Source organism: Spirosoma fluviale, from assembly GCF_900230225.1.
GTDB lineage: Bacteria > Bacteroidota > Bacteroidia > Cytophagales > Spirosomataceae > Spirosoma > Spirosoma fluviale.
In genome coordinates this window covers 345679-368468 of the sequence record NZ_OCNH01000006.1, presented here as the reverse complement: position 1 = coordinate 368468, position 22790 = coordinate 345679, and the positions used below count along the sequence as shown (strand labels likewise).

The window sequence follows — 22790 nt, the reverse complement described above, 5'->3', positions numbered from 1 at the left end:
TAATTTGGCCACATGAATAAACGGGTCATGCGGCAGGTAGTGCCGATTTTACTAGCCACTGGCTTACTCTGGTATGTTCTGAACGATGTACCACTGACCCAAATTGGCAACCAGTTCAGAAAAGCCGACTACGGCTTGCTGGGGCTGGTAGGTCTGCTGATTGGCCTGTTTTATGTTCTCCGGGCGGCCCGCTGGCAGCTTACCCTCCAGGCTATTGGCTATAAACCATCGCTCTTCCGGGCCACGGTGGCACTCCTGGCCGGATCGCTGGCCAGTATGATCGTGCCGGGAGCCGGTGAATTGACCCGGTGCGGCTCACTTCAGCAAACGGATGGCATCCCGGTTTCGCAGGGACTTGGCTCGGTAGTCGCCGAGCGGATCATCGACTTGTTCATGCTGGTTCTTGTGCTTCTGCTGACTATCCTGCTGGAATTCGGCCGGGCAAAAACGTACTTTTCCAACCTGACACTGGCTTTGCCGGGTACGGTGATACTGGTAGTGGGCCTGATACTGGCCTTGCTGGCAGCCCTCATCATCTGGCAGATGCTCAGGCATCCAGCGGCACAAAACCGCCCCTTTGTTCTGAAATTAACTAACCTGATCCGGGGGTTCGGCCGGGGATTTATGGCCATTCGGCAACTTCCCAGGCCCGGCCTGTTCGTTTCAATTACCCTGCTCATTCAGGTTTTCGCCTGGCTAACAACTTATGTCCTGCTGCTAGCTACCGACAGCACGCAGCACCTGCCCCTTACCGCGGCCCTTACCATTCTGGCGGTCAGTTCGCTGGGGGGGCTGGCCATACCAACGCAGGGCGGCATAGGTACCTACCATTTTCTGGTCAGCCGGGCGCTGGTGCTGTATGGATTCAGCACCACAGAAGGGGTTTCGCTGGCAACGTTCATGCACGCCGTTAGCTTTGGGTTCAACCTGTTGTTCAGTAGCCTGAGTTTCCTGATCGTCCCGGTACTGGTGCAGCAACGCAAACAGCCAACCCCTTTGGAGCGGGACGTATGAACGCCGGAAAAACGGAGCCTTTACTAGCTATAACCTGTTCCATTTATCGTTATCACCATCGTATATTGTGGATTGATTAGATTCTCAAACAAATCCGTTACATGACATTTCAACAACTAATGCTGGCCACCGGGCTCATTTCCCTTCCTTTTGTGAGTAGTGCGCAGGAAAAATTTGCCAATACCATCACCGCCAGCGACCTCGAAAAACACCTCCGCGTGCTGGCCGCCGATGACATGGAGGGCCGCGAAACCGGAACCCGTGGGCAACGTAAAGCCGCCGAATACATTGCTACCCAGTTTGCCGCCGAGGGTCTGAAACCTATCGTCAAGGCCGACGATGGAAAACTTGTTTATCAGCAACCCTACACGCTTTACAAGAAAAACTGGGGAGATTTCTACGTCAGCGCAGGCGGCAAACGCTTCGAACCATCCAAAGACTTCATGCCGAATGGGCTATTGTACCTCCCTACCGAAACAAGCTACGAAACGGTCTTTGCAGGTTATGGAATCGGCGACGCCAATTACGACGACTATGCCGGGCGCGACCTGAAAGGCAAAGCGCTCGTAATCCTGGATGATGAGCCAAAAACCGCCGATGGCAAAAAACTAGTCAGTGGCACCACCGAAGCCTCTAAATGGGGTGGCCCGGACGGCTGGCGGGCCAAAAGTTTGCTGGCTAAGGAGAAAGGCGTGGCTCAATTGTTCATCGTTTCGGCCGAATCCGCAGAAGCGTTCAAGCAGTTGCTCACCCAGCGTAGTGCCATGCAGGCTCGGTTTAACCGGCTCAGCCTGAAGGCTGGTGCTGAAAATGTAGGGACAATGGGTGTGTTTCTGGTCACTGCCGACATGGCTGCCAGTCTGCTGAATACAACCACCGCTACCTTAACGCAAACCATGACCCAGGTAGCTCAATCAGCTAAACCCGTATCGTCGACCCTTGCAGGCAAGGTAGCCGTGAAAGCCGACCGCGTCGATGAAAAAACCGAATCGTCGAACGTGCTGGGTTTCATTGAGGGAACGGACAAGAAAGACGAAGTATTGGTTGTTTCGTCGCATTACGACCATATTGGCATCAGCGCCGATGGGCAGATTAACAACGGCGCGAATGACGATGGCTCGGGAACGGTATCCGTTCTGGAAATTGCGCAGGCGTTTGCCAAAGCCAAAGCCGCCGGCAAAGGCCCCCGTCGGTCCATTCTGTTCCTGACCGTTTCGGGCGAAGAAAAAGGGTTGCTCGGCTCGCAATACTACGCCGACATGAACCCGGTTATTCCGCTGGAGAAAACCGTGGCCGACCTGAATATCGACATGGTAGGCCGCGTCGATGACCTGCACCTGGGCAAATCCGACAATTACATTTATGTGATCGGCTCGGACAAGCTTTCGTCGGATCTGCACAAGATCAGCGAGGAAGCCAACAAGAAGCACATTAACATGGAGCTGGATTACAAGTACAACGATCCGCAGGATTCCCAGCGCATTTATTACCGCTCGGATCACTATAACTTCGCCAAGCACCAGATTCCCATTATTTTCTATTTCAACGGGCTACACCCGGATTACCACAAACCAACGGACGACATCGAGAAGATCGACTTCAAACTGGCCGAAAAATCCGCCCGGCTCGTGTTCTACACCGCCTGGGAAATCGCCAACCGCGAGCAGCGCCTGGTGGTGGATAGTAATAAGCAGTAGGAAGGTAGTATTAGTATTAGTATTAGGAGTGAGGAGTTAGGAGTTAGGAGTTAGGAGCCATCCGGCGGCACAGCGTGCGCCAGCCCTCCTCACTTCTCGCTCCTCACTCCTAACTCCTTGTACTTCCCCTTTCCCTCACAATTCGAGCAAACTTTATCCTCTTTGCCAGCTGCTGCGGGTTTACCCGTTGATGAGTGGATTGCATCCGTCAAGTACAACCGGTGTTCTACTCCAGTCTGACCTAAAAAACGGATGAAACAAGTAAAGCTATTATTTATGGGACTGTGCCTGGCTGCCTGTTCCACCCAAAGTCGGGATAATTTAGAAACCCTCAATGCCGCCGGTGCCGGAGACGCCGACAGTAAACTAGCCAGACGCGTTAGCGGTACCTGGTTGCTCAGCACCGATTATCGCTATCAGGAACGGTGCAACTACCTGCCCGAAGAGTTTGTCAAGAACCTCTTCAAACTCGGCGAAGACGTCGAACTGGCGAAGTACAGCGGGCTTAACAACTGCGAACTTCGCTGGGGGAACAACAAAATTGCCTTCTATCTGGAAAGCAAGAAGCCGTTTGAGTCTACGTTTCAGTCTGAGTATCATTTTAACAAGCTGTTTGAACCACAGGCCAATGTAGCCGAGGAACAAGCTAACCAGCCTAAGCCAACAATTTACGGCCCCGCACCTGAAGGAACCGGTGCCGAATTCCCGGCTACGACGGAGTCCACTACTCCGGAGCAGGATTCAACCCGAGGGGGCGACCCATCGGCTCCGCTGGCAGGTATCACCGCTCCAAGTCCGCCCATTGCTACACCTGCCAAAAACACGGCAACTGGCGAAGCCGTAACCGAAGTGGGTGATAAAGCCATCTGGGAACCGGGCAAAAAAGCACTGCACGTTTTGTATAACAATCACGTTTTCAGCGTTGTCGTACAGGCGCCCGGTAGCATTGATCAAGCAAAACAGGGAGCCATCAGCCTCGCTAAATTAATTACCAACTCCCTCGACGACCCCAGCGACGCTAATCACGGGTAGGTCTATCTCCCGGTTCTTACCGTACCGTTCCCTTACTTCTTATGGCAATAGATGCCTCAAATGAGTTGGTTTAGATACAGCGCTTCAATAAGTGTCTGTATCTAAACCGACTCATTTGAGTAAATAACCTATGAAAACTATCATCATCACCCTGGCCATGACCCTGTTGATCGGTGTGGCCACCGTTAACGCCCAGGCAGCCGGAGGAAAATATAGCGGCAACAGCAGCAACGCCGGACGACAGGGAAACTCTTCTCAGAATAATGCCCGAAAGGCCAATACGAGCCAGACGATGGGCAATGGGGTTCCCTATAATAAAGACGCAGAACAGAAACGAGCCATAGCCAGCGGGTCGACCTCCACCACGGGCGGACCAACGGTTAACCGGGGGCAATCGGCATCCGCATCGGCACCTGCTACCGCTAAACGAAACAACTCGTCGGGCACTAAAACCGGTACAAAATCGGGAGGCACACCGCCCAAAGGTTCGGGTTCGAGCAACCAGTAGCCTTCAACAGATAAACAACAACTAAACGAACGAACACGCGTATGCTAGCTATGAATTATCGGGGGCCGTTCCGAGTCCGGGCCGCCCAAAAACCGTATCCAGAAATCCTGCATCCGGGCGATGCCATTGTTCGGGTCACCCGTTCCTGTATCTGCGGGTCCGATCTACACCTTTACCACGGGCTGGTCCCCGACACACGCGTTGGAATGACCTTCGGCCATGAGTTTATCGGGGTAGTGGAAGAAATTGGGTCGTCGGTTCAGAATCTCTCGGTAGGCGATAACGTGATCGTACCCTTTAACGTTGCCTGTGGTAAATGTGCCTTTTGTAAGCAGGGGCTATTCGGCAACTGCCACGAATCCAACCCCGAAGCCACCGCAGTAGGCGGCATTTTTGGATACTCCCACACCGCCGGCGGCTACGACGGCGGACAGGCCGAGTTTGTACGGGTTCCTTATGCCGATGTAGGCCCGACAATCATTCCCGACTGGATGGACCACGACGATGCCGTACTGCTCACCGATGTCGTACCCACTGGCTATCAGGCAGCCGAGATGGGCGGTATAAAAAAAGGCGATACTGTGGTCGTATTCGGAGCTGGCCCGGTGGGTATTATGGCCGCTAAATCGGCCTGGCTGTTTGGTGCGGGACGGGTTATTGTGATCGACCACCTCGAATATCGGCTCGACTTTGTCAAGAAGTACGCGCAGTGCGAAGCCTACAACTTTCGGTCAATGGAAGATCCGGTTCTGTTCATCAAAAAAACCACCGACTGGTTTGGGGCTGATGTTTGTATCGATGCCGTGGGTGGCGATGCAGCCGGTAGCGCCCTGCAGACCATTACGGGCCGAAAACTGATGATTCAGGCGGGTTCCGCGACCGCACTTCACTGGGCTATAAACTCGGTCAAGAAGGGCGGCATTGTCTCCATTGTAGGTGTTTATGGTCCTACGGATAACCTCGTCCCCATAGGTAACGTCGTTAACAAAGGCATTACCATCCGGGCCAATCAGGCTTCCGTCAAGCGGCTATTGCCCCGGCTCATCGACCATATCCAGGCGGGTCGGCTGAATCCGAAAGAGATTATAACGCACCGCGTTCCATTGGAAGAAGTATCGGATGCTTATCACATCTTTTCGGCCAAACTCGACAACTGCATCAAGCCCATTCTTATCCCCCCATCCGCCAGACAATAACAACGCGCATTATGGAACCAACAGCAACCGATTACTCGCATATTAACGGCTGGGGAATAGATGCCGATCCCAACAATGAGCCGACATACCCGCTTAAGAACTACACCGGCGACGACCACCAGCGGCTAAATTGGGAAAGGCCCCCGCAACAAGTTCAAACGGTAGAAATTCTTCACTCTAACGAACGTCCGAACCTGACGGCGGTTTTTGGTACCTCTTCGCCCCCATCGGGTCTGAGTGGCGTCATTCGCCGGTTTGCGTTCAGGTTCAGTGAATCAGAATACGGCCACTGGCTTCCGCTGTTACTGGCCGACCGCGTCAATGTGGTAGAAGGTATTGTGGATGATTTAGCCCACGGGCATATTCCGAATATTTTTGCTGAAAAAGGCTGGAAAGCCGACTGGAAGCACAACCGCGCCGGACTGGTACAGAATGTAGTGATTGGTGTAGCCGCTACCGCTCTTGTCTTTGCGTTCATCAATCGCAACAAGAAAGAAACGGCTTTCACAAGGCTGAAAAAGACGATTTCAAATTAACACCATTCAGTAGCTGGCAGATTACCCATGCTATCAATCCACTTATGAAACTTAAACCAGCCATCGATCAGCTTCAGCACGAGACAAAAGCGGTTCAGGGTGATGCCAGTAAGGACAAGACTTATTCCAGTCAGAATACCTTTCCTGACGAAGCTGCCGCCCGGGAAGCCTTTGCCCGGTCGGTGGAGAAGTTGCTGAATGTGAATGGCTGGTCGGGGCTATCCGCTTTCACCGCCGACTTTTCGTTGTATGACTCCACCGGCAGGGAGAAGCCTAACGGGCCGGTACAGCAGGGCGACTTTATTCAAATCCTGTTGCCTGGCCCTATGCCCGAAAACTGGGTACATGTTACGGAGGTAGCCTCCAGCGCAAGGTGTGTGCAGTTCACGGTCCAGCCAAGCCATGACCCCGGCAGCAGCCATCCGGAACAAACGGAGCACTTCTTTAGCGAACAGGCGCGTAGCACATTTCGGGTCGAATTGCTGGGCAATACGGTTCGCGCTGCCGAAATTGGGAAGGACGAAAGCATTAACAACCAGCAGCCCGAGGCCGGTAGTATTGGCCGCGCCCTGGTAAACACCGTCATTGCCGAAGGAGGCTGGCTCTTTTATCAAAAGTTACAGTGGCAACTCCTGACCGATTACCTGGTGCATTTATAATACCAATCGTCAATGGTACAACAGAAAGGGTTTATTAACCATAATGACACCATGTGTCCGGAGGTTGATGAACCCTTTTTGTTTGATGCCTGCTAACTGGCTGATCACTTTATTTGTTTGACTTTATTTGAGCCGTTTCCTCAGCTTACACAATTTTTTCGGTACACTTGGTGCCTTTGTTAGTTAAGTGTGTGTATAACCTATTCATCTTTATACTAAAGCCATAAGATGAGAGCATAACTCTTAATTTTCTGTTTGGCATGGCTCACCATTCGTTTGATTATTCACACACGCTCGACGAAATAGCTGCGTTTTTGTTTAACCGGCGGGAAACACTGTTAAATAACTGGCGTACAGCTTGCGAGGCAGACCCCTCTCTCAAGAAAATATCAGCACTTAGTCGTGAAGAGTTCAACAATATTGTCCCTATTATTCTTGATAGCTTAGAGCAACAGTTACTGGGGAAAAAGTTAGAGGTAAATCCGGCCATAGCAGCACAGTCTCATGGCTTGCAGCGCTGGCAAAAGTCGCTCGACTTGCCGGATTTATTAACCGAGTTGAGTCATTTATCCGTCATTATATTTGATGAATTAAAGCTCTTTCGTCAACTGTTTCCACAATCGGAACCGGATGCTATTTTACAGGTGCAGCAAAAAGTTCTGGTGTTCATGCACGAAACTATGCTGGGCAGTATCACCAAGCACGATGAACTTCAGCGGCTGGAAGCAGCCAACCGGGCCGCCAGCCTGGAACAGGCCCTGCAGGAGATGGAAGACCTCTCCCGGCAGCGGGGCGATTTTTTGCGAACATCGTCGCACGATTTGCGAAGCGGCCTGAGCCTGAGTATGGGGGCTGCCCATTTTTTACAGATGGACGACCTAAGCCCCGAAGAAAGGCAGCAGTACGCTGACATGTTGACGCGTAACCTTACGAACGTTCAGTCACTGCTTACGGGCCTGATGGACCTGGCCCGACTGGAGGCTGGTCATGAACCCGTACAACTACAGGAGTTTGATGCCGCTCACCTGTTAACCGATTTGGTAACGGGTGTTCAGCCCATCGCTGCCGAGCGAAGCCTTATCCTGCGTGCCGATGGTCCGGCTTCCATGGTGGTAAAAACAGACCGGCTCAAGCTATACCGCATTGCGCAGAATTTACTGACGAATGCGCTGAAATATACCCCTTCTCTTCCAGACCGCCCCGGCCTGATATCCATATCCTGGTCGGCGGAGAACGATTGGCGATGGGGCTTCAGCGTTCAGGATTCAGGGCCGGGCTTACCGGCGGGTTTGCTGGAAGTATTTCATAAGCAACTCAAGCCCATTGTTGAGGAAACCAGCACACTAGCGCCGGATGCGGCTCAACCCGCAGCAGCCTTGCCAAACGACGAACACCGAGTACCAGACGATCCCTTAACGGAAACGCCACCCGGCGCATTGACGGACAAAGGAGAAGGCATTGGCTTACAGATTGTCAAGCGGCTTTGTGAATCAATAGGCGCTAGTCTGGAAATTGAATCGACGCCGGGTCGGGGAACGCTCTTCCGTGTTCGTATGCTTATGCAGCCTTCCTCCTGAATTGAATTCACCGTTCTTATCTACCTATACCCAAGCTATCTGTCAGGTAACATCTATTCAGAATTTAGCGTCACACAATTATGTTACTTTTTATAAATGGAATCTATGAAGGCGTTGAATGTGCTCATGTAGGGTACTGGGTCGACGACTATGAATTGGCTTTTGAGTTATTGACGCAGCTCGTTACTGATAACTGGATCTTGCAGGAAGCTACCATTGTGGACGGTCAGGATCGGCTTGATGTTCCGATAAAAGCCATCGACGGTGAGCCTATTCAGGCTCATATCCGCATGTTGCAACGTCAGTGGGAGCTGATTCTGAACAACAGCGGCAACAACGACCAAACTAACTCATCAATCGCGCTCAGGCAGCAACAATTTATAAGCTGGCACCTTCATCTGGATGCCTACTATGACGATATGCTGCTTCACCTGGAGAAGATGATTGTGTCGCTGGAAAAAAGAAAGTCGTTGATGTTGATCAGCCAGTCGAACGAGTCATTACGTCTGCTCATGAATGATCAGTATGATTCCCTTCTTAAGAGCAATAAGCGTATGTACAGAAAGACCAAATTAAATCGCCAGAAGAACATGATTCGCTTACAGCAGATTAATAATGATCCGTCTGTACGATAACAAGAGTAGCTATCAGGATGTAAATAGCGTTAGAAGTTTCTAACTTACTTGACAAACCAATTATACTCTACAACTAGCCAGACGAGATGCATATCTGATTCGACCAAAACCAAACGGATACTGCATGTTGATATACATGAATACAAAGGCTGCGATTTCTCCCATAAATTCATAGTTTGCCCATCCACGCCAACCCTGACTTTATGGCTTGATGAGGGTCGACAGCAGAAATTTCTATGGATACATGGTCCAACCGAACGGCAACTTTACAAGGATTGGAGGAGTGATACCAGCGTGGTAGTAACAATATTAACGGGAACCCTCTAACCCGAGGGCAATCAATTGGTACGGCGAGTTGGAATTTTAGCCAGTTCAAACCAGTAAAGTCGTATCTGTTCGGCCAGATGAACTAGTTCCTGGTGGTTGTGCGGTTTAGTAATAAACGTATTGGCGCCCAACTGGTAAGCTTTGTTTATGTCTGCTTCGTTAGACGACGTCGTTAAAATAACAATGGGAACGTGGCGATAAAAAACCGATTGCTTTAAATGATAGAGTACTTCAAACCCATTAATAACGGGCATGTTCAAATCCAGCAAAATCAAGTCCGGTAAGAACGCGGGGCTTTCGATACCTTCCAGAACATCCGTTCCATCGGCAGCAAATTGAACGATATAACGGCCTGAATCTTTCTCAAAAGCCATTTTAACGAGAAATTGGTCATCGTAGTCATCATCAACGACCAGAACATTGTAGGTTGTTTTCATATAAGAGGCAGTAACGGTAGGGTCATAAACTGAGTGAGACTTGTAATATACAAGGAATGGATCGACTTCCGGAGAGTATATACGCAACGGATAAAATTCCACAACAAAACACCGTACTCTTTTGCTATGGCAAGAAGAGTACGGTGTTTTATTGTGGAGTGATTGTTTAGATCACCATCCTTCAGGGTTTTCCTGAAGGGTAGCGTTGGATGATAAGCGCACTGGGTATAAACAGGACAACTAGTTTGACGTCCCTTGCAAAGCCAATTCGGCTTCCGCAATTGCCCGCCGAATTTGCCGATTTAAATAGATGCGTTGGTCATCCAGGAAAAAGGCGAGATCACCCTCAAATTCAGTAGTAAAGAATACGCCGTTAGCGAAATAGCCCGTTCCTCGATTGAAGTACCAATTGAAACGGGGATTAGTAGCGTACACCTGTGGATTCACGCTGATGTTTGGTAAACCTGCACGCAGCCAGCTCACCAGCGAGGTAATATCCTGAATTTTACCGTGAACACCCACACCTTCGTAAAAGTCGATTCGCTTGCCTTCATGCTGCGCTCGTAGCAGTATGTAATCTACCAGAATGATTAATTCAGCAAATTTCGGTTGCCATGGATTTACTCCATCCGCATCGTGTTTGAACTCGGGCGAATCCAGCAATTGATGAATCCGGCTAAAGCGTTGTTCAACTTGATTATCAGAGTATAACATATCAATATTGTTAAAAATAATGAACTGGCGTCGAGCTTTATTTACCCTTTGTGGCGGCCTTACCCGAGGGTGGCACAAGTCCAGTGGTAATGGCCGCTTCGCGCTGAGCGTACTTAGGTAATTTAACTGCACCTTGTTTCTTAGGCGCTTTGGTCGCTACTTTTTTAATATCTTTCTGATGGTTGGCCATAATTGAATCTGTTTACTAGTCGGTGATCAATAGAAGTAGACACAGAGAGGTGCTCCGGTAAGAGCTAACCTCAACCCACAAGGGTACACATTGCCCATCAGTCAATTATCAGTGAGGTCCAACTAAGTAGTATCAGGTAAGGCAGGGATTCCTGATTCGCGGAGAAGGAAGTTATTCCATAAATAGCCCAACAACTTCATCACTACTAGTTGATGGATCGATCGGCTTAACGCTGTTACATATGTTTGTTGATAAGTGAACACTACCAGAGAGAAAACGATTTAAAATAAGTGAATTACTTTCTCCCGGCAGGCCATCAATTCCCTTTCGGCATACAACCACGCCTATACCGATGAACGTATGCTAACACAATACCGTTGTTAACCATAAATGGCTTCACGGCATAACTAAATGAATTTCAAGCAAATCTATCAACTCGAACAGGGCCAGCAGGTTCAGCACCAGGTATATGGACCCTGCACAGTAGACGGTGTTATACGCAGTTATGGCCCTCTTTTACTGCCAAACACCATTGCCGGACGGACGCTGCTCAGTCAGGCATCCAGAACGCCCGTGGGTACTCCTGTTGTTGAAACAGACTTTCATCTACTAACCAGCTTAAGCGCACCTGCGCTGGCCCAAAAGCCGGATAATCCCAGTCCGCTAACGGGAACGATACCCCGCTATTGACCATAAACCTGAAGAAATATTCTACAGCGTCTATAGTTCATCCTTATTTTGGTACTACCCATTTATGGCATTTTTTAATTTGTTAACCAGTGATATTGCCATTGACCTGGGCACGGCCAATACCCTGATTATTTTGAACGATGAGATAGTGGTCGATGAACCATCCATCATTGCAATAGATAAAGTTAGCGGCAAGGTTCTGGCCATTGGGCATAAAGCCATGCAAATGCACGGCAAGACCAATGACAGCATCAAAACCATTCGTCCGTTGAAAGACGGGGTGATTGCCGACTTCACCGCTGCCGAGTTGATGATTCGGGGACTGGTGAAACTGCTCAAACCAGGCAACCGGCTTTTCTTACCGTCGCATCGGATGGTGGTGAGCATTCCATCGGGTATCACGGAAGTCGAAAAACGGGCCGTGAAGGACTCCTGCGAACATGCCGGGGCCAAGGAGGTCTATATGGTATATGAACCCATTGCGGCTGCCATTGGCATCGGTATCGACATTACGCAACCTAATGGAACCATGATCGTCGACATTGGTGGAGGCACAACCGAGATTGCGGTCATTGCTCTGTCGGGAATTATCTGCGAACAATCCATCCGGATTGCGGGGGATGTTTTCACCCGCGATATTGTCGATTACATGCGTCGGGAACACAATCTGCTCATTGGCGAGCGGTCGGCCGAGCAGATTAAAATGTCGGTAGGCTCTGCCCTTTCCGAACTAGCGAACCCACCGGCGGATTACGAGATTCGGGGACGCGATTTGATGACGGGTATTCCCAAAGAGATTAAAGTAACGTACAGTGAAATTGCGTACTGCCTCGACAAATCCATTGCTAAGATTGAAGAAGCGACCCTGAAAGCGCTGGAAATGGCCCCCCCCGAGGTATCGGCCGACATTTACACCAATGGCATTCATCTGACCGGCGGTGGGGCTATGCTGCACGGCCTCGACCAACGTTTACGGGCCAAGACCAAGCTTCCGATTCACATCGCCGACGATCCCCTCAAAGCGGTCGTAAAAGGAACGGGGGTAATCATCAAGAACCTGGAAATGTACCAGTCCATCCTTATTCGTTAAGGTTGGTTGGGCATGAACATCGTACTGTGGTTTACAGGATTGACGGAGTCGGACTGCGTTGATCAGGTAATGTTCCGGCCACTAATGCCGTCTGTAAAAGTTGCCAGGCTTCCCGAAAAGATGCGGATTTGGGTTTACGTTGCCGCTTATCGGCTTCTACAAGGTGAATTTCGGAGCCATACCCAATAAAATCAGCAACGGGCATTATGTAAAAGACGTGCAACGTATCAAGATAAATAATCGCAAAATCGAAGTCGGTCAGGCAGTAATTTTCCCGCACCATCGCACGTCTATTCGTTTTGGTGCGTCGATTATCAACGACATAGTTTCCTCGGCTATCATCAAACCAGGCACTTTTAACCTGGATTTTCAATAAACACCCATCTATATCAAACACTAAATCATAAGGTAGCCTGTCGCCAACGGGTTTGCAAACACCCCAGCCCAAGCGCAGAGCCTGTAAAATGACAGCTTGCTCAGCAATGTCTCCTTTTTGCTTCGTTATCATAGTTGAAAACTAACAAAAAAGGCTTAAACGCAAAAAAGCCACTGAATTTCAGTGGCTTTTACTTAGTAGCGGGAGCTGGACTCGAACCAGCGACCTTTGGGTTATGCTTACTACTACAACTTTCGTTGCTCCTGCGTTGGCAGAATTTGTAGTCTGGACTGTCTCTTCGCCCTCGCCATGATGCGTTAGGGTGCCTACCATTCAGTCTCTACACCTTCCCGAAGTTTCCTTCGGGCTTGGCTCGGGATTACCGCACTACCGGCTTCCCCGAATTTGGCAAGTTAACATACCGGCGTTTCCCCCGGTACCGCCCATCAAGTCAATCATTTGAATCTTTCAATTCGCTAATTAGAAACGTGCTTCCTAATTAAACTAATGTTGACATTGCCATTACCGTCTTACCGGTAAACTTGAGCCCAACGAGCTACCAACTGCTCCATCCCGCGCTGTTGGGACTGCAAATGTACGACGACTTTCTAGAAATACAATTATCTTTGTAAAAAAAGTTTTAACCCCTGTCGAAACGTTTTCTGCCGGGAGAGAGTTGTTGTCTAAAGCCGCTGGTAATCAGCCAGCGGGATCACCTACGAATGAATACGGAAACTATAGAAAATTTCCCGGCCGATCATAAGGCTGGGTTCGTCAGTATCGTTGGAAAGCCAAACGTCGGCAAATCCACCCTGATGAATCAACTCGTCGGCGAGCGGTTATCCATTATTACCGCTAAAGCGCAGACCACCCGCCACCGCATTATGGGTATCCTTAACGGAACCCACGAGGGCACAGAATTCCAGCTCGTTTACTCCGATACCCCCGGCATTATCAAGCCGCTCTACAAGCTTCATGAGTCCATGATGAGCTTCGTGCGTGGTTCTATTGAAGATGCCGACGTGGTGCTGTTCGTAACCGACATTTTTGAGCAGCACGACGAAAACGATGTGATCGAGCGATTACAAAAATCCGAAGTGCCGGTTCTCTTGCTGATCAATAAGGTAGATCAGGCCACGCAAGACCAGGTAATCGAGAAAATTGCATACTGGGAAGAACGATTTAAGGCTACGGAAATAATCCCTATTTCGGCCCTTAACGATTTCAACGTCGATCGCGTTTTTGAAGGCATAATCAGCCGCCTACCGCAACACCCACCCTATTTTCCTAAGAGTGAACTGACCGACAAACCCGAGCGTTTCTTTGCGTCGGAAATAATTCGGGAAAAAATCTTTCTGAATTACAAGAAAGAAGTTCCCTACAGCAGCGAAGTGGTAGTAACAGGCTTCAAAGAGAAAGACGACATCATCGTCATTCAGGCTGAGATTTTGGTGGAGCGGGCCACTCAACGGGCGATCCTGCTCGGCGAAGGCGGTAGAATGATTAAGAAAACGGGTATCATGGCTCGTGAAGAACTCGAACGTTTCTTCGGCAAGAAAGTATATCTGGAACAGTTCGTTAAAGTAGAACCCGACTGGCGGCAAAAAGAGCGCATGCTCAAGCGGCTCGGATATGATGAATAAGTATGTAGGAGTTAGGAGCGAGTAGTGAGGAGCCATCCGGCGGCACAGCGTGCGTCAGCCCTCCTCACTTCCCATTCCTAACTCCTCGCTCCTTAAATAAGTAGAAGCCAGAAGCGCGAAGTAAGGAAATGCCCATTGGCATAACTTGCGTCAGCAACTCCTCACTCCTCGCTCCTCACTCCTCACTCCTTCTAAAAAAATGGCAAACATAGTTGCAATCGTTGGCCGCCCAAATGTGGGCAAGTCCACGCTGTTTAACCGCTTGACGGAACAGCGCCAGGCCATCATGGATAATGAAAGTGGTGTTACACGCGACCGCCATTACGGCACCGCCGAGTGGAACGATAAATATTTTACCGTCATCGACACGGGTGGTTATGTAGTGGGTTCGGAGGATGTATTCGAAGAGTCTATTCGTGAGCAGGTCGAAATGGCTATTCAGGAGTCAACCCTGCTGCTGTTCGTCGTTGACACTCAAACGGGCATTACCGGGCTGGACCAGGACTTCGCCGACGTACTCCGCCGGTCGAAAAAGCCGGTTTATGTGGTGGCGAACAAAGCTGAAACGGCCGAACGGGCGCACACAGCCGCCGAATTCTACGCACTTGGTCTGGGCGACCCTTACCCGATCTCGTCGCAGACGGGTACCGGTACCGGCGATCTGCTGGACGAAGTGGTGAAGCACTTCCAGACACCGGGTATCGAAGATCCCGACGCGGGTATTCCCCGAATCGCTATTCTGGGACGGCCGAACGTAGGTAAATCATCGTTCCTGAATGTCCTCACGGGCCAGGAGCGTAGCATTGTTACGGACATTGCCGGTACCACCCGCGATGCCATCAACACGCGCTATAAAGCTTACGGGAAAGATTTTATCCTGACCGATACAGCGGGTATCCGGCGCAAAGCCCGGGTCGACTCCAACATTGAGTTTTACTCGGTGCTGCGTTCGATCAAGGCGATGGAGGACTCCGACGTTTGTATTATCATGCTGGACGCTACCCGCGGGCTGGAAGCGCAGGACCTGAATATTATTGGTCAGGCCATCAAAGCCAAAAAAGGCGTGGTGATCATGGTGAATAAGTGGGACGCCGTTGAGAAAGACCACCGCACGGCTGATGTGTTGCGCAAAGAGATGATTCAGCGGATGATGCCCATTGACTATGTACCCATCATTTTCGCGTCGGTTCACGAAAAACAACGCATCTTCCAGGTTATGGAGAAGGCGATGGAAGTCTATGAAAACAAGACCAAGAAAATTGCAACGTCGAAACTAAACGAAGCGATGCAGGCAGAAATTGAAAAGTACCCGCCACCATCACTTAAAGGGAAATTCGTGAAGATAAAATACATGGTTCAGGTGCCAACACCATCGCCTACGTTTATCTTCTTCTGTAACCTGCCCCAGTATGTTCAGGAGTCGTACCAGCGCTTTCTGGAAAACCGGCTCCGTGACCACTTCGACTTTACGGGCGTTCCCATTACAGTGTTTTTCAGACAGAAATAAGTTTTATTACACTATCTGAACAGGGTCAGGGATTTTAACTAATTCCTGACCTTTTTTTGCACAATTAACAACTTTTTGCCAGTTGTGGTAATGGAGGTAGTACCTTAATTATTACCATGCTGAGTCTAAATTCGCAATTGTATTGATAACAATTATATTGCACGAAGTGGGCAGTATTGAACAGCTGGTACATACCCTTTCTATACTGGCAGACACTGTTTAATTACCTGACATGGTAAGATACAATTTGCCAATAATTATAAGATTAGGTATTATTGCTCAAAATATAACGTTCATTTCTTACCAAAAAGTTACCAAGCGGGAAAATCAACAAATGGTCATCTTATGATAGGATTTTAAAAACAACCATTAAATAAATTCCTGCTCACTTTCAGAGCGTTAGTGATTAATATGCAACACCTTTCATTACTATACCTTATAGACTAAAGACTTTTTTATGGCAACTGATAAACTAGTTGATGACGAGAAGCGGATTGATAAAGCTGCTTATGTTCTTAAAGCAGTAGCGCATCCCCTGCGTATTAGAATCATTCAAATGTTGAACGATAACAAAGAATTGAATGTGTCGGCGATTTACAAAAATCTTAATGCCGAACAATCTCTTATCTCTCACCATCTGATCAACATGCGCGACAAAGGGATACTGGATATTCGACGTAGTGGAAAAAATATCTATTACTTTCTGGTCGATACCGCCGTAGCCGATGTGATTGAATGCATTTACAAGAGCAAGATTCTGAATTAGTTCGGCACTCTTTGACAACACAAAGCGCCCTAACATCAGACTAGTAGTCTGTATTAGGGCGCTTTCTCTATCTTCAGTGTTTTTTTATCCAAAAAGCTCACCAGCTTTATAAGGAGGAACAATGCCCAGATGGATATAGGCCCGCTCGGTAGCTTCCCGTCCACGAGACGTTCGCTTCAAAAAACCCTCCTGAATAAGGAAAGGCTCGTACACCTCTTCAATGGTTTCTGACTCCTCACCACAGGCCGTTGCAATCGTCGATAAACCAACCGGACCACCCTTAAATTTTTCGATAATCGTCATCAAAATCCGGTTATCCATCTCGTCTAATCCGTTCTGATCGACTTCGAGAGCACTTAACGCAATCTCGGCGATATCGACGTTAATATAACCGTTACCCTTAACCTGGGCAAAATCCCGGGTTCGGCGCAACAGGTTATTGGCAATACGTGGTGTACCCCGGCTCCGGCGGGCAATCTCATACGCGCCGGTTTCGTCAATGGGTGTTCCCAAAATAGCCGCCGATCGCTGCACAATCGTTGTGAGCAGTTGGGCGTCGTAGTACTCCAGTCGGGAGCTAATGCCAAATCGTGCCCGCAAGGGAGCCGTCAGCATACCCGCACGGGTCGTAGCGCCAATGAGCGTAAACGGATTCAGTTTGATCTGTACCGTTCGGGCATTAGGACCGGAGTCCAGCATAATATCAATCTTGTAATCCTCCATTGCCGAATACAGATACTCTTCCACAATGGGGTTAAGCCGGTGTATTTCGTCAATGAACAGAACATCATTAGGCTGTAGGTTCGTGAGCAGCCCCGCCAGGTCGCTGGGTTTATCGAGTACCGGGCCAGAGGTCATCTTAATACCCGCATTCAGCTCATTAGCGATGATGTGCGAGAGCGTTGTCTTACCTAATCCCGGAGGTCCGTGAAGCAGTACATGGTCCAGGGCTTCCCCTCGCTGCATGGCAGCTTTAACAAAGACCTCCAGATTTTCAAGCGCTTTGGCCTGACCGGTAAAGTCTTCGAACGAAAGGGGCCGAAGCGCCCGTTCAATTTCTTTATCGGTAGCGGTCATCCCGTCGGCTGAACCTTTCAAAAAGTCGTTTCGCATGGTTTTGATTGGGACAAACCCTATTCAGTAATTGCCCTGAAACGGGCAGATTTTGCCGGGTCGTTTACCTCAAATTTACGAAAAAACAGCCGAATTTACTAGCGTATCAGGAGGACGGAGCCGCGCTTTACAGCCCTATCCCGTTCCGGGAAAAACTCACTTTTATAGGTAACAACATACGGGTAAATCATGGATGGATAAGTGCTCCCTTTGTACGTTCCATCCCATTTTTGCTCGGGGTTATTGCTGGAAAAGATGACTTCGCCCCAGCGATTGTAGATCCGGAATTCGTAATCGGTGATGTAGGCAGTAAACACTTGAAGCAGGTCGTTCGTGCCATCGCTGTTTGGGGTAAACGCATCCGGCACATTAACGCGCGGCTCACATAGGTTCAGGACTTTGGCAACCGCCGTAGCTGTACAGCCCAGGGGATCGGTAACTCGAATGGGATAGTCGCCCGCACGCTGAACCGTTATGGTTTTGGTCGTATCGTTACGGCTTACCCACAAGTACGACAAGCCAGTTGCTCCATTGGCCGAGAGAGTAGTCGTACCTTGGTCGCCCTCACAAAGAGCCGCTTTCTGGGTGTATGAAAACGCTGGCGGTGGTCGGTCGCCCACGCGAATACTACTCCGGCCAACGCAGCCGTTTAACGTGTTTCGCAGGACGAGACTATAGGAACCCGGCTGCGCCACAGAAATAGTTGGCGTGGTGGCCCCCGTACTCCATTGATACACATTGCCAGGTATGTCGCCGATAAGGGGAACAAGCGCCACGGCAACACCATTACATTTGAGAGTGTCGGGCCCCAATCGGGCAAAGCCTGTACTATCCAGTCCTACCTTTATGCTGTCTTCAAGTGCTTTGCATCCGTTAATGTCTACCACTTGAACGGTATATAATCCTGGTGCGGCTTCGCCAAATACAGCCGTTGTGGATACAACTTTGTTCGTTGCGTCCAGCCAGGCATACGTAGCCGGGGTTCCGCCCGTTACCGTCAGAGTAATGGTACCGCTATTCGGTACGGCACAGAGCGCATCTCTTACTCTGGGCGTGAGTTGTAACTGGTTGGCTGGTGATTTTAACACGAAGGCTGTATCTACTTTACACTCATGCAGCGTATCGGTCACATTCACCTTGTAGCCACCCTCGGCCAGATTCGCCTGTTGGTTTGAACTATCCCTTAGCGTTGCTCCATCTACACCCGTCCAGACGTACTGGTAATTACCCGCCGGAGTGGGTGTTAGAACGATAGAACCATCGGTCGAGGTACACGCGGTTGGGCCGCTCAGAGCCGCCTGTACCCTGATTTTGGGCAACTCCGTAACCCGAATCGTGTCCGAATTGACGCAGGTTGTTCCATTAACAGTCGATTGTGCCGTTACAGAATATACGCCGGATGTACTCACCGAAATTGTCTGCGTATTTGCGCCGTTGCTCCACTGAAACTGTGTCCAGGTTCTCTGTGGCACAGTTACATCAACTTTCGATCGATAACAGAAAAGCGTATCTGGTCCCAGGTCGAGAGAGGGTACCGGTTTTACCTGTACCTCAATGGTATCGCTTTTGAAGCACTCGCCATTAGCGGCTAACCCAACGGCAAAGTAATAGCCTGGCCTGGTGAGTGTGAGGGTCCGTTGCCTACTTACAACGGCCCCGTTAACCACCCAGACATATACTTTGGCTTGTACTTTTATGTCGAGTGTAATGCCCTGCTTATTACAAATGGCCGTATCGGCACCCAGCTTTATATCGGGCGGGGTTTCCAGGATGGTTAGTGCATAGGTACTGTCAAATGTCTGGCAAATGTTGCCCGCGCTTGTTCGTGTAATAATTGACAGCGCCACCGTATACGAACCCGGCCTTGTATAGGTATGTGTAATTGGCTGCGTTGATGTCGTTGACGTTGGTCGACTTCCATCGCCAAAATTCAGGGTGTAAGTTTCTTTCAGCTTCGGGCAGTTCGGACTGACCTGGAATACGGTTGGCTGATTAGCACAGGTATCTGAATAGGTTAATCCGGGTCCGCTGGACTGGTCGTTGAAATTCGCCACCAGGTTCGGCAAACCCAACTGGCTGGTTTGCCCGCCCAGCGATTGCCCGGAGGGGTTAAATATCAGACTATCGAGCAGACCGCCATTGGGGTTTTCAATAGTTCCCAGGGAGGTACTGCCTTTTATGGCAACGTAAATTCGGCCGTCGGGTCCAATCTGAAGCGAACCGTACTGCCGGGTGGTACTGCTGTCGACAACTGTTTTTGAGCGAGTCAACAGAGAATCCCGTTGATTTAAGTCATATTTCAGAATATAGGAAGACCCCTTCTGGCTGCCGTCGGCGTTTGTATCGGCCAGCATGCTCACGTACAGGCTTTTACCGTCGGGCGAAAACTCAACCCCGTAAGCTTTCGGTGGTGCCGGTCCTATATCAATCGTCCGGTCAAATTTCAATACGCCCGTCGAGTCATTAAAGGTATACAGGTCAATAGAGTTTTTGGGGGGGCCAGGAATAACGACCGCCATGGGGCGATTACCCTGGTTACCACCGGTAGTATCGGCAGGGCCAATTTTAATGTATCCTTCGGCATTGGCCAGGGAGTCGATTACCTGACCACCCGTATACGTTATAGGATCAACGTTATCGCCACGGGTCAAATGGCGAACCTCGAACTGATTGGTTCCGTACTTCCGGGTAATGACCCAGTAAGTAGAATCGCGTGTATTCGCCACCGATGCCGACTGCTCAGTACTCTGACCGGAAAGCGGAATGTTTTTTTCAACAATAGCTCCTTTCCCTCCGTTCTGACGCATGTCTACCACGCTATACGTCAGGGTCTTCTGGCCCCTGATCTCAGAAGTCGTGTAGACGTAGTAGAGGTATTCGCAACCCCGGCAGGTTGGTTTTGGTACGATCAATGCCGACTGGGTCGAGTTTTTATTCCCTCCTAACGGCACCTGCGTAGCCAGCGTATCGCCCGGCACCAGGGACTTCATGGGTTTACCATCTTTGTCGTAAATAGTAATCCCGTCAGAGTAGAACAATAAGATCCCCTTTGTATTGGCAATGGACGATGAACCCTCGATGGTGTTCAGCTTACCATCCGTAATGGGTTGAGGAGAGCCCCCGCCACTGAAGTCCAGACCGGCGTTCTGCCCGAAATACCACTTTACCCCCTGCGATTCTTTCTTTTCTCCGCACACATCGACATTGATCCGATCCTGATAGGAGCACCCCAGCGAGTTGATTACCTCTACAGAGTAACAGCCCGAGCTGTCAATCTGAATACTCTGGGTGGTATCTCCTTTAGGATACCATATAAACCGAAGTCCCGATTGTGGAGGTCCTCCCGCATACGGGTCCAGGGTGATAACCTCGCCTTTACAAATAGTGGTATCCGTTCGCCAGTTCACGAAAGACTGGGGGCGGTTACCAATTGTAATATCCCTCGTTGACGTAACAGATACGCCGTTAACCGTTCGAGTCAACCTTACGGTATACCTACCGGCTTGCTGATACACGTGCTTAGCAACGGAATCCCGCTGTTTTGTGATCGTAGTGCCGTCTCCAAAATCCCAGACACGCGTTGTCACACCCGTCAGTATACTATCTGTGAACGTTGCAGAATCCGCACTACACTCCACATCAGGTACACAAAATTTACCACTGACTTTAAAGCCTGTGCCCGACTGCCCCAGAGCCACAGAGAGCCCCGCCAGCAGAAACAGCACGGCCCAAAGCCCAACTACCCGAATATGCTTATTAAAGATTGACATGAAAAACGTTGAATGAAGTCCGCCCACGCAAATTCGATACTCAACATAACAACAACAGGGGCATTACGTTAGTATAAACGACATTGTCCCGTTAAAATTTTATCCGACAGTAGCCACAAAAGCGCCTAAAATCCAACTAATTTTAGAGGTTGTTGTGCTGATAAATACTTGGTTTACGTTACAAACGTTGCAACACTATTATTGGCCCAGTCTTTGCCTTGCTCTAGCCATATGTTTAACAGATTTATACTAACAGTTTTGGTGCTGACCCTGAGCCGCCCTGTATTTGCTCAGGACCCCCAGTTCACTCAATTTTATGCGGCCCCACAGTATCTGAACCCGGCATTTGCAGGCTCGGCACTGGCACCACGCGTAACGGCGAACTACCGGAACCAATGGCCGGCTATTACGAATTACGTGACAACGATGGTTGGTGTGGATCACTTCATCGAAAAGTACAACAGCGGTGTTGGTTTACTAATTCAAAGCGATAATCAGGGACAGGGAAGGATTCAATCGACAGACATAGGGTTGCAATATGCCTACCAGTTTCAGGTAAGCGAATCGGCGTTTGTGCGTCTTGGGTTACAAGGCTCTTACGTGAACCGAAGTATCAACTATTTTGGTCTGACAACGGGCGATCAATTTACTGATCGGGGTTTCATTACGGGCAGTATCTCTGGTGACCCAACCTTACAGGGCGGATTACCCACTAAAAAATACGTGGATTTTTCGACTGGGGGCCTTTTTTACTCCGACTGGTTCTGGATTGGTGCAGCAGCTCATCATATCAACCGTCCCGAGCAGGGCTTCTTTGCCGGAGACCAGGATCGACTACCCATGAAAACAAGCATTCAGGCCGGATTACGCATTCCACTGGGCGGCTTCACGGGATTAGCAGACGAAGAGGATCGTGAAATCAGCTTTTCACCCGTTTTGATGTATAAGCATCAGGGCAAATACGATCAGCTAGACATAGGCGCTTACCTGACCTACTCCCCGCTAACTGTTGGTGCCTATTACCGGGGCATTCCCTTCAAGAAATACAACCAGACGTTGAATAACCACGATGCCGTTGCCGCATTGATTGGCTGGCGGATGGAAAAATTCTCTATTGGGTACAGTTACGACATTACGGTCTCCACGCTCGGCAACAGCGGTGGCTCACACGAGTTATCCCTCTCCTATGTGTTTGACAAACCGGAAGCACGACGGGGCGGAGTTAAACGGCGCAGCAAGAAGCTGCCCTGTCCGAAGTTTTAATAAGCTATTTATTAACGAGAGAGGGCCGATATTGACATCGGCCCTCTTTT

21 protein-coding genes are annotated in these 22790 nt (G+C 49.6%); 15 read left to right on the top strand and 6 right to left on the bottom strand.

Annotation, left to right across the window (positions count from 1 at the left end; genetic code table 11):
- Positions 1–12: 12 nt before the first annotated feature.
- The 9 genes from CRO74_RS26535 (at position 13) to CRO74_RS26495 (ending at position 8854) form a co-directional block, all read left to right on the top strand.
- The gene (locus tag CRO74_RS26535) at positions 13–1014 is read left to right on the top strand and encodes a lysylphosphatidylglycerol synthase transmembrane domain-containing protein (RefSeq protein ID WP_097130489.1); all 1002 of its coding nucleotides are present in this window, start codon (positions 13–15) and stop codon (positions 1012–1014) included.
- Between the two features lie 101 nt (positions 1015–1115).
- Entirely contained in the window at positions 1116–2711 is a 1596-nt protein-coding gene (locus CRO74_RS26530; protein WP_097130488.1) for a M28 family peptidase, read from the top strand.
- Positions 2712–2963: 252 nt separating this feature from the next.
- Positions 2964–3743 (top strand): hypothetical protein, encoded by a 780-nt coding sequence (locus CRO74_RS26525; protein ID WP_097130486.1) that lies wholly within the window; start codon positions 2964–2966, stop codon positions 3741–3743.
- Positions 3744–3873: 130 nt separating this feature from the next.
- On the top strand, positions 3874–4251 hold the full coding sequence (locus tag CRO74_RS26520) for a hypothetical protein (protein ID WP_097130485.1): 378 nt from the start codon (positions 3874–3876) through the stop codon (positions 4249–4251).
- 41 nt (positions 4252–4292) lie between these two features.
- A complete protein-coding gene (locus CRO74_RS26515; protein WP_097130483.1) occupies positions 4293–5447 on the top strand; it encodes a zinc-dependent alcohol dehydrogenase in 1155 nt (384 codons plus the stop codon).
- Between the two features lie 11 nt (positions 5448–5458).
- Positions 5459–5983 (top strand): hypothetical protein, encoded by a 525-nt coding sequence (locus tag CRO74_RS26510; protein ID WP_097130482.1) that lies wholly within the window; start codon positions 5459–5461, stop codon positions 5981–5983.
- Positions 5984–6027: 44 nt separating this feature from the next.
- Positions 6028–6642, top strand: a complete 615-nt coding sequence (locus CRO74_RS26505; protein ID WP_097130480.1) for a hypothetical protein — start codon at positions 6028–6030, stop codon at positions 6640–6642.
- Positions 6643–6902: 260 nt separating this feature from the next.
- Positions 6903–8219: a sensor histidine kinase gene (locus tag CRO74_RS26500; protein ID WP_097130478.1), complete on the top strand. Its 1317-nt coding sequence runs from the start codon at positions 6903–6905 to the stop codon at positions 8217–8219.
- Positions 8220–8299: 80 nt separating this feature from the next.
- Complete coding sequence (locus CRO74_RS26495) at positions 8300–8854, top strand: hypothetical protein (RefSeq protein ID WP_097130477.1); 555 nt, start codon at positions 8300–8302, stop codon at positions 8852–8854.
- A 338-nt stretch (positions 8855–9192) separates the two neighbouring features.
- On the opposite strand, the gene CRO74_RS26490 is transcribed toward CRO74_RS26495, so the two are convergent.
- The 3 genes from CRO74_RS26490 to CRO74_RS31725 form a co-directional block, all read right to left on the bottom strand.
- On the bottom strand, positions 9193–9618 hold the full coding sequence (locus tag CRO74_RS26490; protein ID WP_097130475.1) for a response regulator: 426 nt from the start codon (positions 9616–9618) through the stop codon (positions 9193–9195).
- Positions 9619–9858: 240 nt separating this feature from the next.
- A complete protein-coding gene (locus tag CRO74_RS26485; protein ID WP_097130474.1) occupies positions 9859–10332 on the bottom strand; it encodes a hypothetical protein in 474 nt (157 codons plus the stop codon).
- 37 nt (positions 10333–10369) lie between these two features.
- Positions 10370–10522 carry a hypothetical protein gene (locus CRO74_RS31725; protein ID WP_179830312.1) on the bottom strand — a complete coding sequence of 51 codons (153 nt, stop codon included), beginning with the start codon at positions 10520–10522 and terminating at the stop codon, positions 10370–10372.
- A gap of 411 nt (positions 10523–10933) precedes the next feature.
- On the opposite strand from CRO74_RS31725, the gene CRO74_RS26480 reads away from it, so the two are divergent.
- Positions 10934–11212, top strand: a complete 279-nt coding sequence (locus CRO74_RS26480) for a hypothetical protein (protein ID WP_097130473.1) — start codon at positions 10934–10936, stop codon at positions 11210–11212.
- Positions 11213–11276: 64 nt separating this feature from the next.
- The gene (locus CRO74_RS26475; protein ID WP_097130471.1) at positions 11277–12302 is read left to right on the top strand and encodes a rod shape-determining protein; all 1026 of its coding nucleotides are present in this window, start codon (positions 11277–11279) and stop codon (positions 12300–12302) included.
- 31 nt (positions 12303–12333) lie between these two features.
- On the opposite strand, the gene CRO74_RS26470 is transcribed toward CRO74_RS26475, so the two are convergent.
- Complete coding sequence (locus tag CRO74_RS26470) at positions 12334–12810, bottom strand: group I intron-associated PD-(D/E)XK endonuclease (RefSeq protein WP_097130469.1); 477 nt, start codon at positions 12808–12810, stop codon at positions 12334–12336.
- Positions 12811–13400: 590 nt separating this feature from the next.
- Between CRO74_RS26470 and era the strand changes: the two genes are divergently transcribed.
- The 3 genes from era (at position 13401) to CRO74_RS26455 (ending at position 16594) form a co-directional block, all read left to right on the top strand.
- On the top strand, positions 13401–14321 hold the full coding sequence (gene era, locus CRO74_RS26465; protein WP_097130468.1) for a GTPase Era: 921 nt from the start codon (positions 13401–13403) through the stop codon (positions 14319–14321).
- A 199-nt stretch (positions 14322–14520) separates the two neighbouring features.
- Positions 14521–15828, top strand: coding sequence for a ribosome biogenesis GTPase Der (gene der, locus CRO74_RS26460; RefSeq protein ID WP_097130466.1), 1308 nt, complete (start codon positions 14521–14523; stop codon positions 15826–15828).
- 457 nt (positions 15829–16285) lie between these two features.
- Positions 16286–16594 (top strand): ArsR/SmtB family transcription factor, encoded by a 309-nt coding sequence (locus tag CRO74_RS26455; protein WP_012929701.1) that lies wholly within the window; start codon positions 16286–16288, stop codon positions 16592–16594.
- A gap of 84 nt (positions 16595–16678) precedes the next feature.
- Here CRO74_RS26455 and ruvB read toward each other — a convergent pair whose 3' ends face one another.
- A complete protein-coding gene (ruvB, locus tag CRO74_RS26450; protein ID WP_097130464.1) occupies positions 16679–17707 on the bottom strand; it encodes a Holliday junction branch migration DNA helicase RuvB in 1029 nt (342 codons plus the stop codon).
- 98 nt (positions 17708–17805) lie between these two features.
- On the bottom strand, positions 17806–21477 hold the full coding sequence (locus CRO74_RS26445) for a PKD domain-containing protein (protein WP_179830311.1): 3672 nt from the start codon (positions 21475–21477) through the stop codon (positions 17806–17808).
- Between the two features lie 231 nt (positions 21478–21708).
- On the opposite strand from CRO74_RS26445, the gene CRO74_RS26440 reads away from it, so the two are divergent.
- Positions 21709–22740 (top strand): PorP/SprF family type IX secretion system membrane protein, encoded by a 1032-nt coding sequence (locus tag CRO74_RS26440; RefSeq protein ID WP_097130462.1) that lies wholly within the window; start codon positions 21709–21711, stop codon positions 22738–22740.
- Positions 22741–22790: the final 50 nt, after the last annotated feature.

What these genes read in the sequence shown, in the direction of transcription:
- CRO74_RS26485 (WP_097130474.1), bottom strand. Translation starts at nt 10,332, where the DNA reads ATGTTATACTCTGATAATCAAGTTGAACAACGCTTTAGCCGGATTCAT.
- CRO74_RS31725 (WP_179830312.1), bottom strand. Translation starts at nt 10,522, where the DNA reads ATGGCCAACCATCAGAAAGATATTAAAAAAGTAGCGACCAAAGCGCCT.
- CRO74_RS26535 (WP_097130489.1), top strand. Translation starts at nt 13, where the DNA reads ATGAATAAACGGGTCATGCGGCAGGTAGTGCCGATTTTACTAGCCACT.
- CRO74_RS26525 (WP_097130486.1), top strand. Translation starts at nt 2,964, where the DNA reads ATGAAACAAGTAAAGCTATTATTTATGGGACTGTGCCTGGCTGCCTGT.
- CRO74_RS26490 (WP_097130475.1), bottom strand. Translation starts at nt 9,618, where the DNA reads ATGAAAACAACCTACAATGTTCTGGTCGTTGATGATGACTACGATGAC.
- CRO74_RS26475 (WP_097130471.1), top strand. Translation starts at nt 11,277, where the DNA reads ATGGCATTTTTTAATTTGTTAACCAGTGATATTGCCATTGACCTGGGC.
- CRO74_RS26510 (WP_097130482.1), top strand. Translation starts at nt 5,459, where the DNA reads ATGGAACCAACAGCAACCGATTACTCGCATATTAACGGCTGGGGAATA.
- CRO74_RS26470 (WP_097130469.1), bottom strand. Translation starts at nt 12,810, where the DNA reads ATGATAACGAAGCAAAAAGGAGACATTGCTGAGCAAGCTGTCATTTTA.
- CRO74_RS26455 (WP_012929701.1), top strand. Translation starts at nt 16,286, where the DNA reads ATGGCAACTGATAAACTAGTTGATGACGAGAAGCGGATTGATAAAGCT.
- CRO74_RS26440 (WP_097130462.1), top strand. Translation starts at nt 21,709, where the DNA reads ATGTTTAACAGATTTATACTAACAGTTTTGGTGCTGACCCTGAGCCGC.
- CRO74_RS26445 (WP_179830311.1), bottom strand. Translation starts at nt 21,477, where the DNA reads ATGTCAATCTTTAATAAGCATATTCGGGTAGTTGGGCTTTGGGCCGTG.
- era (WP_097130468.1), top strand. Translation starts at nt 13,401, where the DNA reads ATGAATACGGAAACTATAGAAAATTTCCCGGCCGATCATAAGGCTGGG.
- der (WP_097130466.1), top strand. Translation starts at nt 14,521, where the DNA reads ATGGCAAACATAGTTGCAATCGTTGGCCGCCCAAATGTGGGCAAGTCC.
- CRO74_RS26500 (WP_097130478.1), top strand. Translation starts at nt 6,903, where the DNA reads ATGGCTCACCATTCGTTTGATTATTCACACACGCTCGACGAAATAGCT.
- CRO74_RS26520 (WP_097130485.1), top strand. Translation starts at nt 3,874, where the DNA reads ATGAAAACTATCATCATCACCCTGGCCATGACCCTGTTGATCGGTGTG.
- CRO74_RS26530 (WP_097130488.1), top strand. Translation starts at nt 1,116, where the DNA reads ATGACATTTCAACAACTAATGCTGGCCACCGGGCTCATTTCCCTTCCT.
- CRO74_RS26515 (WP_097130483.1), top strand. Translation starts at nt 4,293, where the DNA reads ATGCTAGCTATGAATTATCGGGGGCCGTTCCGAGTCCGGGCCGCCCAA.
- CRO74_RS26505 (WP_097130480.1), top strand. Translation starts at nt 6,028, where the DNA reads ATGAAACTTAAACCAGCCATCGATCAGCTTCAGCACGAGACAAAAGCG.
- ruvB (WP_097130464.1), bottom strand. Translation starts at nt 17,707, where the DNA reads ATGCGAAACGACTTTTTGAAAGGTTCAGCCGACGGGATGACCGCTACC.
- CRO74_RS26495 (WP_097130477.1), top strand. Translation starts at nt 8,300, where the DNA reads ATGTTACTTTTTATAAATGGAATCTATGAAGGCGTTGAATGTGCTCAT.
- CRO74_RS26480 (WP_097130473.1), top strand. Translation starts at nt 10,934, where the DNA reads ATGAATTTCAAGCAAATCTATCAACTCGAACAGGGCCAGCAGGTTCAG.